Consider the following 15,985-nt stretch of genomic DNA (forward strand, 5'->3'; position numbering starts at 1 on the left):
GCTTTAAAAAAACCGCCATTTTGGCGGTTTTTTTGTTTAAGCTGTAGGTTATTTAGCTACGCTTTTAATTGGTTACCAATCGGTAACTGCCTAATACGCTTTCCGCACGCTGCAAAAATAGCATTACATAATGCTGGCGCATAAACTGGTGTAGACGGCTCGCCTACCCCTGCTGGTGGTGCATCACTTTGTACAATTTCAACGTCAATCTCAAGAGGTGAGTCGCTCATACGCGGTACGCGATAATCATGAAAATTACTTTGCTGTACGCGGCCTTTATCAAAGGTAATACCATCGCTGATTACAGTTGTAATCCCGTAAATAGAGCCACCTTGGGTTTGGTTTTTAACGGTGTCGGTGTTTACAACCGTACCCGCATCAATGGCAACCCACGACTTAATTACTTTTAAATCGCCAGCATCCGACACTTCTACTTCAACTACCGTAGCTACGTAAGTTAAAAAGCTTCTGTGTGCTGCTATTCCTAAACCTCGACCTTTAGGAAGCTCTCGCCCCCATTTACTCATGTCAGCTACTTTTTCAATAACATGGCGCAGTCTGCCAATATCTAGAGGATAAACCGCTTTATCGCCACCGTAATTATCGTATGTGGCATTTTGCTCAGTTACATCAACAATGCGACTCGGACCTATAGTGTCTAGTAAATAGTCTTTTTGGTCGCGACCGGCTTTATGCGCTGCTTCGCCAATAAATGACTGAATAGCAAAGGCATGAAAAATATTTGATACAGAGCGCATCCAACCAATTCGTGCTTTGGCTTGCGCATCACCGTTTTCTAACTTCATGTTAGGTGTGTTAATGGGGTTATCGGTAAATCCTAAGCGCAGTTCAAAGCTTCCTGGCGTAGTCGCCCCTTCTGAAAAGGTAGAGGTAATTGGTGAAAACGCGGTGCGGTGTAAATACGATTCTATTGCGCCATTTTTATCTAGTGATGCTTCAATGTGCTGAGCCGAAACTGCATGGTAAAAACCATGTTGTATGTCGTCTTCACGCGTCCATTGCACACGAATAGGCTTGCCTACTTTCATTGAAAGGTAAGCTGCTTCTGCTGAAAAGTCAGGTTTTGACTTACGCCCAAAGCCGCCTCCTAACATGGTAACGTGAACATTAATTTTGCTCTCATCCATGCCAAGCATTGCCGCCACTGTTTTCATATCGGCTTGTGGATTTTGCGTAGCAGCCCATATATCAACACTATCTTTGTGGTACATAGCTGTTGCACAAGGCGGCTCCATTGGTGCTTGAGCAAGGTGCGGCGCGTAATAATCAGCTACCAGCTTATTGCTCGACTTAGCCAACACGCCCATGGCATCGCCTTTATCACGTATGTTTGCCTGTGGAGTTTGTACTGTTTTTAATAATGACTTTTTAAATTCTTCTGAATTGTAATCGCCATTTTTGCCATCATCCCACACGACTTTTAATGCTTTACGCCCTTGCCATGCAGCCCATGTGTTTTTAGCTATAATCGCAATGCCACCTTTTGGCTGAAACTGCGGTGCGCCTTTTGGTGCAGGTATTTCAATAACATCTATAACGCCGTTTATCGCTTTTGTAGCACTGGCATCAAACGACTTAACAACACCGCCTACTACCGGCGGGCGTTCAATTATAGCCACCAGCGCTTGTGGTTCGCGTACATCGGCTGCAAATATAGCTTTACCTGTTACTAAATCGGCTAAATCTATGTGTGCCATGCCGGTATTAATGTAGCGCCATTCTTTGCGTGTTTTAAGCGTTAGTTTGTCAGCTTCTGGTGGCGTTATTGTAAGCGCTAAGTCGATTAAATCTTTATAAGTAAGCGATTTACCTGAGCTGTGTGTAACAACGTGTTGATTAGCAGTACAGGTTTGTGGCTCAACTTTCCAATACTTAGCAGCAGCATGCTGCATCATGTAACGCACACTTGCGCCCATTTCACGCAAGCGCTGCATGTTGTAGCGGATACTGCGCGAGCCATCGGTATTTTGATCGCCGTATTTAGGGTCGCCCTTACCCTGAATAACAATAACCTTATCCCACGCGGCTTCCATTTCATCGGCAACTATTTGTGCAATCGCGGTGCGAATTTGCTGACCCATTTCAGAGCGATGACAGGTTATTTCAACCATGCCGTCTGGGCGCAGTGCAATAAATAAGTTTGCGCGTTTTGCCAGCTCAGATGGTTGCTCTAGTACGCCAGCAAATGCTCTTGGCGCACTGCCTACAAAATAAGTACCGAGTACCAACGCACCTATTGCACTGGTTTTTAAAAACTTACGGCGGTTTAAATCAAAGTATTTGTTATCTTGGTTCATACTTCTTCCCCTTGTTCATTTGGGTCGAAATACTGAACACTCGCCATTGTTTTAGCAGCTGATTTAATTGCTTTATGAATACGCGGGTATGTACCACAACGGCAAATATTTCCCGACATATTACTTACTATTTCATCATCGGAAGGGTTTGGATTGGCAGCTAATAAGCTTGCAGCTTGCATCATTTGGCCGCACTGGCAAAAACCACACTGCGGTACTTTATGCTCAACCCATGCTTGTTGTACTGGATGGTCACCCTGCTCGCTTAACCCTTCAATTGTTGTAATTGAAAGACCCGCTACTGCCGCTACAGGTAATACACACGAGCGCTGAGCTACCCCATCAATATGCACAGTACACGCACCACACTGTGCCATGCCACAGCCAAATTTAGGGCCGGTTAAATTCAATTCGTCTCGGAGATACCATAATACTGGCGTTGACGGATCGCCAGAAAACTCATGTTTATTACCATTAATGGTAAGCGTGATCATACTAAACTCCTTGGCAAAGCGCTTTACAGGAGGGTTCCTTGTTGCGCGAGAACTATTTTTAATTACTTACTATTTTATACTTACTACTTTTAGCCTACCACTTAGATCTATTTTATAAAAATACTAATTATTAGAACGTTTTACTGTTAAAAACAGTTCTACATTATCAAGCATACTAAAACATACATTAATGAGTGCTTATAACATCTTCAAATAGTAATCGCTCATCGTCTTTATAAACTTCAAGCCAACCTGGTGGTGATGTATCGCAGCCAATAATAGTTACTTGTAGCACATAACTATAGCGACCATTTTTAAACGTATAGTGATGATTCCCGCCGCTACCCTCAAATGTAATATCGCCATTTAGTAAAACCATATCAGGCTTGTCGCTTGGTTTTTTATTAATACCCCACACTGCATAACGCTAATTTCCATCACCTAAATCATCAACACGAATATGGTAGTTAGCCGTTTTCCAATCGAGTACTGGTTTTTCAAAAGTATTAATACTTGCGTGCAAGGATTGCTTACCTTGTTCGATTAAGCTTTTAGCAAGTGCCTCCTCTTTGGCATTTTGTGTATTTATTGCAATAATTCTACCGTCGGTATCTACCCACATAACGCCGTTATTTAGCATAATGCCGCGCCAACCAACTTTCTCCCAATCAGTATTAATGTTTGAGCCGGCAATAACTGCCACTAGCTCATTATTAAATACTTCATCAAAGCGGTTAATAAGCTCAGCCTCATCTTTAATGTCAGGTATCGGATATCGTCGTTTTAGCGGGTAACGAATAAGTGCAGCAATTACAGGTTTATCGTGATCTGCAAAGGCTGCAATAACAGGTAAAACGAACTCGTGATATTTTTGCTCAAGAGCAAATGTGCTAGATGTAAAAAGTAGGCATAACCACGACATTATGTGAATAAAAAACTTCATTTATAGTCCTTTTTTGAAGCCCCCTAAAAAACCAGAGCTACATCCACGAAAAATAAAAGTATTAACTTATATTGTATTAACTTTTCCATGACTCAATTATTTTTTTCTGGCTCAACATACTGTAAACCCACTCCCTACCCTGTTTTTCTTTTTTAAATAAATTTAGCTCAACTAAACCATTTAAAACATTTGATGCAGTATTATAAGCGCATCCTAAATTTTCTTTTACATTCATTGCAGTAAATTGGTGTGCGACTCCACTTCTTGCGACTTGGAAAACAGTTTGTTGCTTATCGTTTAACTTTCTATATAAACCAGATTCCCAAAGCCATTTATTAAAAGTTTCTGCATCCTTAAGAGTATTTTTATAGGATTCTTTAAACTGACTTATTGCACGTATAACGACACTGCACTGATAGTCTATAAAGTATGTTAGATCCATATTATCTGTTTCACTATAAAGGTAGCTTTTACCATATTTGATTGGAGCTGACTTTAAAAGTACGCTGATAGCTATATATCTAAATGCTGCAAAGTCATTTTTAAACATATACCAATAGAATAAAGCTCTGGCAACCCTCCCATTACCATCTCTGAATGGATGCTCATAACCAATAACAAAATGTAATGTGATAGCTTTTATTAATGGATGAAAATACTCTTTATTATCAACATCATGATGACATTCATTTACCCACTTTGATAATTCTTTAATACGTTTTGTTAAACCTTCTGCTGGTGGAGGGATAAGGACTGTCACTCCTTCAGAATCAACAACTTCAACGTCATTTGTAACTCTAAATACACCGGGAGTGTAATTATCATTATCAATATTTTCGACGCCTTCTTGGTGGATAGAAAGTATTAAATCAATCGACAAGTCTCTGTGTCTATTATCCCAAGCAAACTTCATCATCTTAAAGTTTCCAACAATCATTTTTTCGTCTGGAGATCTTGGCTTTCTTTTTCTTTTCAGCAAGTCCTTTGCTACTTTAGTTGTTGTTGCAGCTCCCTCAAGCTGGCTGCTACTTATAGCCTCATCCTCAACTAAATCATTTAGTAAATATTCTAAATGCTTTTCTTCACCAATCTTACTGCACATCCACTCTAAGGAAGCACTAGTTGTGTTTCTGTCTGTTTCTGAAAGTGCTTTTTGGATTGTAGGTGTTAAGTAAAACTTACAATTTTTTGATGGAAAACCTACTGATATGATGTGTCTCAATTGCCTATCTCTGGCAAGCTTGACGATAGACCATGATATTTTTTGATCTAAGTTTTTTGGTAGACGATACTTAAAGTCATCAAAATGTAAATAACGACCTTTTGTATCTACGGGTGAAAATAGCTCTAAGTAATCTTCTAATTTATTAGGCTCTTTTTCTGCTATGAGTTGAAAAGGGTTTTTTATTAATTCTTGCGGTGGTTTATTTACCATTTTAATCTCAAAAAGTAGCAATATTGAAATAAGAATAAACTAATTCATTAACCTTGTCTCACTTTATGTATAAATTGAAATATAAAACACAAAAAAACGAGCCAAATTAGGCTCGTTTTTTGTTTTAACTTATAGCTTACCGTTTCTCTATTACTCAGGATCATACCCCAAATTAGGCGATAGCCATCTTTCAGCTTCTTCCAGCGTCATATTGGTTCGTTTAGCGTAGTCTTCAACTTGATCGCGTTGTACTGCGGCTACGGCGTAGTATTTAGCTTCGGGGTGTGAAAAGTACCAACCTGAAACAGCAGCACCTGGCCACATTGCATATGAGCTGGTTAGCTGCATGCCAATGCGTTTTTCGGTATCGAGTAATTGCCAAATTTTCTTTTTCTCAGTGTGCTCTGGGCACGCTGGGTAACCTGGCGCTGGGCGAATACCTTGGTAGTTTTCGCGTATTAGCTCATCGTTTGCTAGGTTTTCGTCTGGTGCAAAACCCCAATACTCTTTACGTACTTTTTCGTGCAGGTATTCTGCAAACGCTTCGGCAAGCCTGTCGGCAACCGCTTTAATCATTATTTTGTTGTAGTCATCTTGCTGTGCGTCAAACGCATTTGCTAAGTCGTCTTCTTCTAAACCGCCTGTTACTGCAAACGCGCCAAAATAGTCTGGTGTCCCTTTTGGTGCTATGTAGTCGGCTAGGCAGTAATTAGCAAAGTCGGTTTTTTCGGTTTGCTGACGTAAATGGCATGAGGTCGTTAATAGCTCTTTGCGTGTTTCGTCGGTGTATATTTCTATGTCGTCCCCAACGCGGTTAGCAGGGAATAAACCAATTACGCCAAGTGGTTGCAAACTACCTGCTTTTTCAAGGTCATCTAACATATCGTTAGCGTCTTTAAATAAGCTTTGCGCTTGCTCGCCTACTACTTCGTCGGTCATTATGCGCGGGTATTTACCGGCGATTGACCACGTCATAAAGTATGGCGTCCAATCTATGTATTTACGCAAAGTGGCAATGGATACGTTTTTAAACTCGATCACGCCGAGCTTTTTAGGCACTGGTGGCGTGTAGTTATCCCAATCGAGTTGTGCTGCGTTATCGCGTGCGCGCTGGATTGTAACAGGCTTAGAGCGAGGTTTTTTACGCGCTTGTTGCTCGCGTACTTTTACATATTCAGCTTGGGTTTTTTCTAAAAAACCAGGCTTATGCTCTTTTGATAATAAATTAGATACTACACCTACCGCACGGCTGGCATTACTTACATACACTACGCCTTTGTCATATTGCGGCTCAATTTTTACTGCGGTGTGCGCTTTAGAAGTAGTTGCACCACCAATTAACAGCGGCAGTTCAAAACCACGGCGTTTCATTTCTTTTGCTACGTGTACCATTTCGTCAAGCGATGGGGTAATTAAGCCCGATAATCCAATAATATCGGCTTTTTCGTCGATTGCGGTTTGTAATATTTTATCAGCCGGTACCATTACACCTAAGTCGATTACTTCATAGTTATTACATTGCAGTACAACACCCACAATATTTTTACCTATGTCGTGTACGTCGCCTTTTACGGTCGCCATTACTATTTTACCGTTAGTTGAGCCTTCTTCTTTTTCAAGCTCAATGTATGGGTCTAGGTAGGCTACGGCTCGCTTCATTACGCGCGCCGATTTAACAACTTGTGGTAAAAACATTTTACCTGCACCAAATAAGTCGCCTACTACGTTCATGCCGTCCATTAACGGCCCTTCAATTACGTGAATAGGTTTAGCTGCTGCGGCGCGGCATTCTTCGGTATCTTCATCTATAAAGGTTGTAATACCTTTAACAAGCGCGTGCTCAAGGCGTTTTGCAACAGGCCATGTGCGCCACTCTAAATCTTCTACTCGCTCGGCTTGCGCCATACCTGAATACTTAGGTGCAAGCTCTACTAAACGCTCGCCTGCGCCTGAATCGGTGTTAAGTATTACGTCTGTAACGGCTTTACGTAGTTCTTCTGGTATATCATCGTAAACGGCTAGTTGCCCCGCATTTACAATACCCATGTCCATACCAGCTTGAATAGCGTGATATAAAAACACCGAGTGAATGGCTTCACGCACGGGGTTATTACCCCTAAACGAAAACGATACATTTGATACACCGCCCGACACTTTACAGTGCGGCAAATTTTGTTTAATGCGGCGAGTGCCTTCAATAAATTCTACGGCGTAGTTATCGTGCTCTTCAATACCGGTGGCTACGGCAAATATATTAGGGTCGAATATAATATCTTCTGGCGCAAAGCCAATATCTTCTACCAATATTTTATAACTGCGCGCACATATTGCGAACTTTCGGTCTGCCGTGTCGGCTTGTCCGTCGGTATCAAATGCCATTACAACAGCGGCTGCACCAAAGCGTTTTATTATTTTAGCTTGGCGAATAAACGGCTCTTCGCCCTCTTTTAACGATATTGAGTTAACAATTGCCTTGCCTTGAATACACTTTAAGCCTGCTTCTATTACTTCCCACTTTGAGGAGTCGACCATAATTGGTACGCGAGAAATATCAGGCTCTGAGGCTATTAAGTTTAAAAACTTAACCATGGCGGCTTTTGAGTCCAACATGGCTTCGTCCATGTTTATATCAATAACCTGTGCGCCGTTTTCTACTTGTTCGCGTGCCACTGTTAGCGCGGCTTCAAAGTCTTCTTCCATGATTAAACGTTTAAACATGGCAGAACCCGTTACATTGGTACGTTCGCCGACATTAGTAAATACTGCTATTTGTTGGGTCATGCTGGCTCCTTAATTTAAGTTACAGGCTTCAAGGCCTGATAAACGCATGCGTACTTCAAGCTCTGGTAGTTGGCGTGGTTTAACGCCCGCTAAACCTTTTGCAAAAGCACGAATATGCGCAGGCGTGGTGCCACAGCATCCGCCTACTATATTAATAAAGCCCGATTTACCCCAATCGATAATTTCGGTTGCCATATCGCCCGCTTCTAAGTCATATTCACCAAACTCATTTGGTAAGCCCGCATTAGGATGTACCGATGTAAAGGTTTCGCACACGCGCGATAACTCTTCTACATACTGGCGCAGTAAATCAGGACCAAGCGCACAGTTTAAACCAATCGAAATAGGCTTAATATGGCGAATAGAATTATAAAATGCTTCGGTTGTTTGCCCCGAAAGCGTACGACCAGAGGCGTCGGTAATAGTCCCCGAAATCATAACTGGTAATGTGCGCCCTGCTTGCTCAAAGGCTTCTTCTACGCCAAACGAGGCCGCTTTTGCGTTAAGGGTGTCGAATATAGTTTCGATTAATATTAAATCGGCGCCGCCTTCCATTAATGCAAGTGTTGATTCAATATACGCAGTAACCAGCTTATCAAAGGTGACATTTCGGTAACCCGGATCGTTTACGTCTGGCGAAATTGAACACGTTTTAGATGTCGGCCCTAAAACACCGGCTACATAGCGTGGTTTTTCTGGCGTTTTAGCCGTAAATTCATCACAAATGGCGCGTGCTAATTTAGCCGACTCTAAGTTTATTTCACGACTTAGGCTTGCCATGTCGTAATCTTCCATCGAAATAGTGGTCGAGTTAAACGTGTTGGTTTCGATAATATCGGCGCCCGCTGATAAAAAACCACGATGAATATCAGTGATTAAATCGGGTTTGGTTAGGCTTAATAAATCGTTATTGCCTTTAATTAATACATGCCAGTCTTTAAAACGCTCTCCGCGATAGTCTTCTTCTTCTAGCTTATGATCTTGGATCATGGTGCCCATAGCGCCATCTAAAATTAAAATGCGTTCTTTTAATGCGGCGCTTATTTCGGCTTGCTTATTATTTGTAGGAGCGTTATTCGGCATAGTTGTTAGTCCTCACGTCTTGGCTAACTAAATTAATATCATACGGTGTGGTTTGGTACACGTAGTAATTTAACCAGTTCGAAAAAAGTAAAAAAGCATGGCTTTGCCACGTTTTTGAAGGTTGTTTGGTTGCATCGTCGTCCACAAAGTAATTTTCGGGTTTTGGTGCATTAGGGCTTTTTTTACAATCGCGCTCGTATTCTGCTTTTAGCGAGTCGGCGTCGTACTCAGGATGACCGGTTATAAACACTTGGCTACCCGATTTATTTTTAAGTAAGTAAGCCCCTACTCGCTCAGAACCTGCCAGTACAACTAGCTCATCACAGGCGTTTATTTTATTTATATCAATGTGGCCATAACGTGAGTGCGGTACCAAAAAGGTGTCGTCGAACCCGCGAGTCAGTGCGCCGTGATCAAAGTAACATTGGTGGGTAAATACACCACACAGTTTGTCGTCTTTTAAATCACGCTTTAAATTGTAACGGTGATATAACGCTGCATGTGCTGCCCAGCACGAAAATAACGTAGAGGTAACGTGTTGCTCAGCCCAATCTATAATGACCTTTAGCTCATCCCAATACGCTACATCGTCGTATTCTAAATGCGCAAGTGGCGCGCCAGTTACTATTAATGCATCGTAATTATTGTCTTTAACCTCAGAAAAATAACGATAAAAGGTATCAAGGTGCTCTTCTGAATTGCTGCTACTGCGGTGAGTGTCGAGGCGCAGTAGCTCTACGTTAACTTGCAAAGGCGAGTTGGCAAGCAAACGAATAAACTGAACTTCGGTTTCTACTTTATTAGGCATTAAGTTTAAAATAGCCAAACGCATTGGGCGTATTTCTTGCGTTTTTGCACGTGTTTTTGGCATTACAAATACGTTTTCTTGACGTAAACGTGCAATTGCCGGCAACTCGTCTTTTACTGTAATTGGCATACTTTACTCCTGCTCATAAAAACCGAAGCTTAATTATGAACTGAAAGTAAAAAATATCAACCTCTAGATGTATAGATGTCTAAATGAAATTTATTCATGATTTTATACTTTACTTACAAGCATGCTTTAGTGCTTTAAAACCCGCCATTCGTTGACTGTTTCACCTGTCAGCCACTACAATACAACATTGAAATTTTTATTATTATTTGAAGGCTCCTTTCATGGTTTTACCTGATAAATTTATATTCTCGATGAGTCGAGTATCTAAGGTTGTGCCACCTAAGCGCACTATCTTAAAAGATATTTCGTTACACTTTTTTCCTGGCGCTAAAATTGGTGTGCTTGGTTTAAACGGTTCTGGTAAATCTACGTTACTACGTATTATGGCCGGTGTTGACCAAGATTTTGAAGGTGATGCACATCCTCAGCCTGGTACAAAAATTGGTTATTTACCGCAAGAGCCTGTTTTAGACGAAAGCAAAACAGTTCGTGAAATTGTTGAAGAAGCTGTTGGCGAAGTTAAACACGCACTTAAACGCCTTGACGAAGTGTATAACGAATACGCCATGGAAGACGCTGACTTTGACGCACTTGCAAAAGAGCAAGGCGAGCTTGAAGCTGTTATTCAGGCGCACGATGGTCACAACATTGATAACGTTTTAGAGCGTGCTGCTGATGCACTTCGTCTGCCAGAATGGGATGCTAAAATTGAGCACCTTTCAGGTGGTGAGCGTCGTCGTGTTGCTATATGTCGATTACTGCTTGAAAAACCAGACATGCTTATTCTCGATGAACCAACTAACCACTTGGATGCAGAGTCGGTTGCATGGTTAGAGCGCTTCTTACACGATTACGAGGGCACTGTTGTGGCGGTAACGCACGACCGTTACTTCCTTGATAATGTAGCGGGTTGGATATTGGAGCTTGACCGTGGTGAAGGTATTCCATGGGAAGGTAACTACTCTTCTTGGCTTGAACAAAAAGATGCGCGCTTACAGCAAGAACAAAAATCTGAAAAAGCACGTCAAAAATCAATTGCGCAAGAACTTGAATGGGTTCGTTCAAACCCTAAAGGTCGCCAAGCTAAGTCAAAAGCACGTATGGCTCAGTTTACTGAAATGCAGCAGTCTGATTACCAAAAACGTAACGAAACTAACGAGATGTTTATTCCACCTGGCCCGCGTTTAGGCGACCAAGTGCTTGAAGTAACTAATCTTCGTAAGAGTTTTGGCGATCGCGTTTTAATTGACGATTTAAGCTTTAGCATGCCAAAAGGTGCCATTGTGGGCATTATTGGTGCGAATGGCGCGGGTAAATCAACGCTGTTTAAAATGATCAGTGGTGAGCAAAAGCAAGACAGCGGTAGCATTACTATTGGCGAAAGCGTACACATTGCTACTGTTGATCAGTTCCGCGACGGTATGGACGAAAGCAAAACTGTTTTCCAAGAAATATCAGACGGTCAAGACGTACTGAAAATTGGTAACTTTGAGTTCCAAAGCCGTGCGTATGTAAGTCGCTTTAACTTTAAAGGTAACGATCAGCAAAAGTTTGTTAAAGACCTATCAGGTGGTGAGCGTAACCGTTTACACCTTGCTAAGTTATTAAAAGCTGGCGGCAATGTGTTACTACTCGATGAGCCAACCAATGACTTGGACGTTGAAACACTACGCGCACTAGAGAACGCTATTTTAGAGTTCCCTGGTTGTGTAATGTGTATCTCGCATGACCGTTGGTTCCTTGACCGTATTGCTACGCACATTTTAGATTACCGCGACGAAGGTCAAATTAACTTCTTTGATGGTAACTATACTGAATACGAAGAGTGGCTTAAAAAGACACTAGGTGCAGCAGCAACTGAACCTAAACGTATTAAGTACAAAAAAATTGGTTAATATTTACTGTAAGTAAAACTAAGCCTCCATTTATGCGGGGCTTTTTTATGCCACCAGCATTACAGGAGCATATCCTGCTAGCATGTAGAGAATTACCCGCTATGCTTAATTTATTATAAAAACAGTAAGGCTAAATTAGGTTATGCAAAATCGTCGTCAGTTTTCTCGTGTTTTATTTTCAACCGATGCACAAGTGATTTTTAATGATCACCAATACCCATGTAAATTACTTGATGTATCTTTACATGGCGCATTAATCACTAAATGCGATGCTTTTATAAGTAACACTAATTCTAATGCAATACTGCGTTTTATACTTCCTCAAAGCGAAATAGAAATAAAAATGGAGGTTGTGGTGTGCCATATAGAAGCGGATCATATTGGTTTAAAATGCCACCATATTGATATAGACAGCATTACTTATTTAAAGCGTTTAATAGAGCTAAACTTAGCTGATGACGAACTATTACATCGCGAACTCGCTATGTTGATTCACGACACGCAAGAATAGACTCATTTGGATTAGTTGATTACCATAGTGCAAACTTTTTAACTTGTGCAAACATGACTTTAAATCCACATTTACCTTTGGTGTATCACCCTAACTACTCGTTTAATTTCGATCCAAAGCATCGTTTTGCAATGAGTAAGTTTGCACATTTATATCAGCATGTAGCAAAGCTGGGCTTGATTGGCGATAACCTGGTTGAGCCAATATTAGGCACGCCAGAGCCACTTGAGCTAATACACTGCGAAAATTACATACACGATTTGTGGAATAACCGCTTAGATGAAAAAGCAATGCGTCGCATTGGCCTACCTTGGTCAAAAGAGCTTATGGCACGAACATTCACAGCCCCTCAAGGGACGTTACAAACAGCCCGCTTAGCACTCAAACACGGTATAGCGTGCCACTTAGCCGGTGGTACACACCATGCGCATACCGATTTTGGCTCAGGATACTGCATGGTTAACGATTTAGCCTTTACCACGCAAACTTTAATTGAATCGGGTGAAGTAACTAACGTACTTATTTTTGATTTAGACGTGCACCAAGGTGATGGCACAGCCGCAATGTTAGAGCATCAAGCATACGCTTATACTTGTTCTATCCATTGTGAAAAAAACTTCCCCTTTAGAAAATCCGCTAGCGATTTAGATATTGGCTTAGCCGATAATATGAAAGACGACGAATACCTTGCCATAGTTGACGACACCTTGAGTTATTTACTTAAAGAGCTAAACCCAAGCTTGGTACTTTACGATGCTGGCGTTGATATTTGGCAAGGCGATGGCTTGGGTAAATTAGATATTAGCTGGGATGGCATAGTTAAGCGCGACCATTTAGTGCTAAAACGCTGCCTTGAACACAACACACCCGTTGCTACTGTAATAGGTGGTGGCTATGATAAAGACCATCTTCGCCTCGCTAAACGCCATGCTATTGTTGTTGAGCAAGCCGCTCGCTTTTAGTTTGAAATAAAAATGTTAAATTCTCGTTCTTATTTAATATGTAAAATAAAAACGAACATATTATGAAGCAACTATTTATTGCCATCGCACTAATTTTTATAAGCTTTACAAGCTATTCGCAAGAAGAAAGCACGCAAGAAGAAAGTACGCAAGAAACATACCCTAAGCTACCTACATTAAATTTACAAATGGCTGATGGGTCGCCGCTCAATACTCAAGATTTATTAGGTCAACCTTACGTTTTACACTTTTGGGCAACGTGGTGTCCGTACTGTAAAAAGCTTCAGCCAGCACTTCAAAAAATTGATGATATGGGATTAAAAGTTATTGCCGTGAGCTTTAAAGAAGATGACGATGCTACTCCCGCTAAAGCGCTTAGCGATAGAGGTTATACTTTTAAAACAGCCGTAAAAGCCGATGCAATAGCACAGCAATTAGGTATACGAGGCACACCTACTACATTGTTTGTAAATAAAGAAGGTAATGTAATTTGGCTGACTAATACGTCAAATCCAGAGGACGCAAACCTACATTTAAAGGCACGAACATTGTTGCACTCCATCGACATGGCAACTGAGTAACTTATTGCGCTTTTAACTGATTAGGTGTTAAGCCTGTCCAGCGTTTAAAGGCGCGCCGAAAGTTAGGTATATCGTAAAAAGCTAAATGCTCAGCGACTTGTTCGTTATGTTTAGCGCACAGAGTAAGTAGGTAAATAGCTTTGTGCTTATTTTGTTCATCTATTAACGCTGAAAAGCGTACGCCATTGAGTTTGAGTCTACGCTTAAATGTAGCTGAGCTCATAGCAAAGTGCTTTGCGGTACACTCTAAATTAGCACTTGGGTGAGAATATAAGTATCTGCAGACGGCTTCAATAAAAGTCATGCTAACTACGCTTTTATTATGTAGCTGCGACTGCGCTTGCATAAATCGTAATTGACTCGCATGCGGGTTTTTAGCCCTTAACATGGTTTTATTTAATACCCAGCGAGTACATGGCTTATCAAAACTTACCTTTAGCCCTAAATTTTGTTCGTACTCTTGAATATGCCGAGGGCGTTTAAAAGCAAAGTCGAACTGACAATGCGGGTAACTTTCGCTCACTCGTTTAAGTAAACTATAAAATGCAGTGCTGTATATCTCTAGCACATAGTGGTAAAGGCTTTCATCAAGCCCATGTGCTGGCTGAATATAAATATAAACATTATCGTTTTTAATATAGGTTTGGCTAAACAATAAAGGCGCTAGTTGTATTCTTAAAAGTGATAATTGCTTTAATACTTGAGATAAATTATCGCTATATATTAATGCCTGAGCTTCGGCTCGCGTGTCGTTAATAAGTTGGCTACCGAGTAAAAAACCACTGTCAGTACTTTTCATCAACAATTTAAATTGAGCTAATAAACGCACTTGCTGAGACATACTAAATGTATGCTGAAAATTAAGTAAATCTTGTTCAAAAATACCGGTTCCGCGTAGCAGCTTATGTAAATTTATGTTTCGGCTTTGAGCAAGCTCTACAGCTGACGTAATAAGCCCTTGAGCGCTTAAATATTTATCGTCTTGGCTAACAAACGTGTGCACGGTGCGCTACTTTTTGTTGATGCTTTTTTTGTTGTAATTGGCTATGCAGTTGGCTTGTTAGTTTATCTATACTGCTATGCTGATTACCTTGTATTAAGGCGGTAGTGACATATTGAAACTTTGCTTTTTTAGATGCTTCAACTTTAAATGCACAATGCTTTAGAGCTCCTTTAATTTGTGCCATCAACTCTTTAGCTTGCTGCTCTGTAGTGGCTGGCATTAGTACCATAAAGCAATCTCCTGCGTAGCGGCACACTACATCACTTAGTCGGCAATTCATTAACAATAGCTCGCTAATTTCACGCAGTAACCGGTCGCCCTCACTAAAGCCAAACTCACTATTAAAATGCGAAAAATCACGAATATCAATAGCCCCAAGCCAGAGTGGTTGTTTGCTCGTAAGTTGCTCTTTAATTGCTGAATCTAGGTACTGCGCCTTATAAAGACCTGTAACTGAGCACACCTTATCGTGCTCACGTAAATGTGCTTCACGGCGGCGTAGCTGACGATTTAATACGTACTGCTCTTGATGCCAATAATACAAACCCACACTCGTTAACAACATACCTAAAGGTGCTGGCAGAGATTCAATCCAACTGAGCCATTGATGGCCGGGATGCATTAGCCATTCATCAAGTAAATCTAGGGTTGCCGAGAACATAAATAGCCCAACACCTATCACTAAGTAAGTGGTTACTTTACTCGGTGGTCTTGAAATTAATAACGCGGCAATCCATACAAGGGTCATTAATACAATACCGCCCTCCCCCATAATATCGAGCCACTGAATACTGGCGTAAGTTTTTAATACACCTAAGTAACTACTTAAAAACACAGCGCTAAAAAACATCGCAATAATAGCGTTTATTAATAATCGGTGGCTGATAAAGGGGTTAAATCGCATGTGCGGTATCTCGTTTATAAATGAGTTTTGAAGTTAGTTCATACAAGTTTTTGTTAGCAGGGTCATATTAGCTCAGCTATATGACAACGAGATGATACCTACTTTAAAAACAGCCCTGCACGGTACATAACACCTGAC

The 15,985-nt window shown here is 41.1% G+C and carries 12 protein-coding genes and 1 pseudogene; 4 read left to right on the plus strand and 9 right to left on the minus strand.

Annotated elements, in window-relative coordinates:
* Positions 1-56: 56 nt before the first annotated feature.
* The 7 genes and pseudogenes from AAEY68_RS10730 to AAEY68_RS10760 form a co-directional block, all read right to left on the minus strand.
* The gene (locus AAEY68_RS10730) at positions 57-2,318 is read right to left on the minus strand and encodes a xanthine dehydrogenase family protein molybdopterin-binding subunit (protein WP_350585910.1); all 2,262 of its coding nucleotides are present in this window, start codon (positions 2,316-2,318) and stop codon (positions 57-59) included.
* Positions 2,315-2,812 carry a (2Fe-2S)-binding protein gene (locus AAEY68_RS10735; protein ID WP_197188601.1) on the minus strand — a complete coding sequence of 166 codons (498 nt, stop codon included), beginning with the start codon at positions 2,810-2,812 and terminating at the stop codon, positions 2,315-2,317. Before AAEY68_RS10735 ends, AAEY68_RS10730 begins: the two co-directional genes overlap by 4 nt.
* A gap of 187 nt (positions 2,813-2,999) precedes the next feature.
* A pseudogene (locus AAEY68_RS10740) lies at positions 3,000-3,755 on the minus strand (hypothetical protein).
* A 76-nt stretch (positions 3,756-3,831) separates the two neighbouring features.
* Positions 3,832-5,190 carry a Fic family protein gene (locus AAEY68_RS10745; RefSeq protein WP_350585911.1) on the minus strand — a complete coding sequence of 453 codons (1,359 nt, stop codon included), beginning with the start codon at positions 5,188-5,190 and terminating at the stop codon, positions 3,832-3,834.
* A gap of 150 nt (positions 5,191-5,340) precedes the next feature.
* Positions 5,341-7,971, minus strand: a complete 2,631-nt coding sequence (gene metH / locus AAEY68_RS10750) for a methionine synthase (RefSeq protein ID WP_024593526.1) — start codon at positions 7,969-7,971, stop codon at positions 5,341-5,343.
* 9 nt (positions 7,972-7,980) lie between these two features.
* Positions 7,981-9,054, minus strand: a complete 1,074-nt coding sequence (locus AAEY68_RS10755) for a homocysteine S-methyltransferase family protein (protein WP_007581206.1) — start codon at positions 9,052-9,054, stop codon at positions 7,981-7,983.
* Complete coding sequence (locus tag AAEY68_RS10760; protein WP_024593525.1) at positions 9,044-9,991, minus strand: homoserine O-succinyltransferase; 948 nt, start codon at positions 9,989-9,991, stop codon at positions 9,044-9,046. Before AAEY68_RS10760 ends, AAEY68_RS10755 begins: the two co-directional genes overlap by 11 nt.
* A gap of 221 nt (positions 9,992-10,212) precedes the next feature.
* Here AAEY68_RS10760 and ettA point away from each other — a divergent pair, with 221 nt between their 5' ends.
* From ettA to AAEY68_RS10780, 4 genes are all read left to right on the plus strand, one after another.
* Positions 10,213-11,886: an energy-dependent translational throttle protein EttA gene (gene ettA / locus AAEY68_RS10765; RefSeq protein WP_024610671.1), complete on the plus strand. Its 1,674-nt coding sequence runs from the start codon at positions 10,213-10,215 to the stop codon at positions 11,884-11,886.
* Between the two features lie 142 nt (positions 11,887-12,028).
* The gene (locus AAEY68_RS10770) at positions 12,029-12,397 is read left to right on the plus strand and encodes a PilZ domain-containing protein (protein ID WP_024593523.1); all 369 of its coding nucleotides are present in this window, start codon (positions 12,029-12,031) and stop codon (positions 12,395-12,397) included.
* Positions 12,398-12,450: 53 nt separating this feature from the next.
* Positions 12,451-13,359 carry a histone deacetylase family protein gene (locus AAEY68_RS10775; RefSeq protein WP_024593522.1) on the plus strand — a complete coding sequence of 303 codons (909 nt, stop codon included), beginning with the start codon at positions 12,451-12,453 and terminating at the stop codon, positions 13,357-13,359.
* Positions 13,360-13,421: 62 nt separating this feature from the next.
* Positions 13,422-13,940, plus strand: a complete 519-nt coding sequence (locus AAEY68_RS10780) for a TlpA family protein disulfide reductase (protein WP_024593521.1) — start codon at positions 13,422-13,424, stop codon at positions 13,938-13,940.
* A 1-nt stretch (position 13,941) separates the two neighbouring features.
* On the opposite strand, the gene AAEY68_RS10785 is transcribed toward AAEY68_RS10780, so the two are convergent.
* Both AAEY68_RS10785 and AAEY68_RS10790 read right to left on the minus strand, forming a co-directional pair.
* Positions 13,942-14,943 (minus strand): AraC family transcriptional regulator, encoded by a 1,002-nt coding sequence (locus AAEY68_RS10785; protein WP_024593520.1) that lies wholly within the window; start codon positions 14,941-14,943, stop codon positions 13,942-13,944.
* Positions 14,927-15,847: a GGDEF domain-containing protein gene (locus AAEY68_RS10790; RefSeq protein WP_024593519.1), complete on the minus strand. Its 921-nt coding sequence runs from the start codon at positions 15,845-15,847 to the stop codon at positions 14,927-14,929. Before AAEY68_RS10790 ends, AAEY68_RS10785 begins: the two co-directional genes overlap by 17 nt.
* Between the last annotated feature and the right edge of the window lie 138 nt (positions 15,848-15,985).

The organism is Pseudoalteromonas sp. RB2-MNA-CIBAN-0110 (assembly GCF_040309305.1).
Lineage (GTDB): Bacteria > Pseudomonadota > Gammaproteobacteria > Enterobacterales > Alteromonadaceae > Pseudoalteromonas > Pseudoalteromonas arctica.

What these genes read in the sequence shown, in the direction of transcription:
- AAEY68_RS10730 (WP_350585910.1), bottom strand. Translation starts at nt 2,318, where the DNA reads ATGAACCAAGATAACAAATACTTTGATTTAAACCGCCGTAAGTTTTTA.
- AAEY68_RS10735 (WP_197188601.1), bottom strand. Translation starts at nt 2,812, where the DNA reads ATGATCACGCTTACCATTAATGGTAATAAACATGAGTTTTCTGGCGAT.
- AAEY68_RS10745 (WP_350585911.1), bottom strand. Translation starts at nt 5,190, where the DNA reads ATGGTAAATAAACCACCGCAAGAATTAATAAAAAACCCTTTTCAACTC.
- metH (WP_024593526.1), bottom strand. Translation starts at nt 7,971, where the DNA reads ATGACCCAACAAATAGCAGTATTTACTAATGTCGGCGAACGTACCAAT.
- AAEY68_RS10755 (WP_007581206.1), bottom strand. Translation starts at nt 9,054, where the DNA reads ATGCCGAATAACGCTCCTACAAATAATAAGCAAGCCGAAATAAGCGCC.
- AAEY68_RS10760 (WP_024593525.1), bottom strand. Translation starts at nt 9,991, where the DNA reads ATGCCAATTACAGTAAAAGACGAGTTGCCGGCAATTGCACGTTTACGT.
- ettA (WP_024610671.1), top strand. Translation starts at nt 10,213, where the DNA reads ATGGTTTTACCTGATAAATTTATATTCTCGATGAGTCGAGTATCTAAG.
- AAEY68_RS10770 (WP_024593523.1), top strand. Translation starts at nt 12,029, where the DNA reads ATGCAAAATCGTCGTCAGTTTTCTCGTGTTTTATTTTCAACCGATGCA.
- AAEY68_RS10775 (WP_024593522.1), top strand. Translation starts at nt 12,451, where the DNA reads ATGACTTTAAATCCACATTTACCTTTGGTGTATCACCCTAACTACTCG.
- AAEY68_RS10780 (WP_024593521.1), top strand. Translation starts at nt 13,422, where the DNA reads ATGAAGCAACTATTTATTGCCATCGCACTAATTTTTATAAGCTTTACA.
- AAEY68_RS10790 (WP_024593519.1), bottom strand. Translation starts at nt 15,847, where the DNA reads ATGCGATTTAACCCCTTTATCAGCCACCGATTATTAATAAACGCTATT.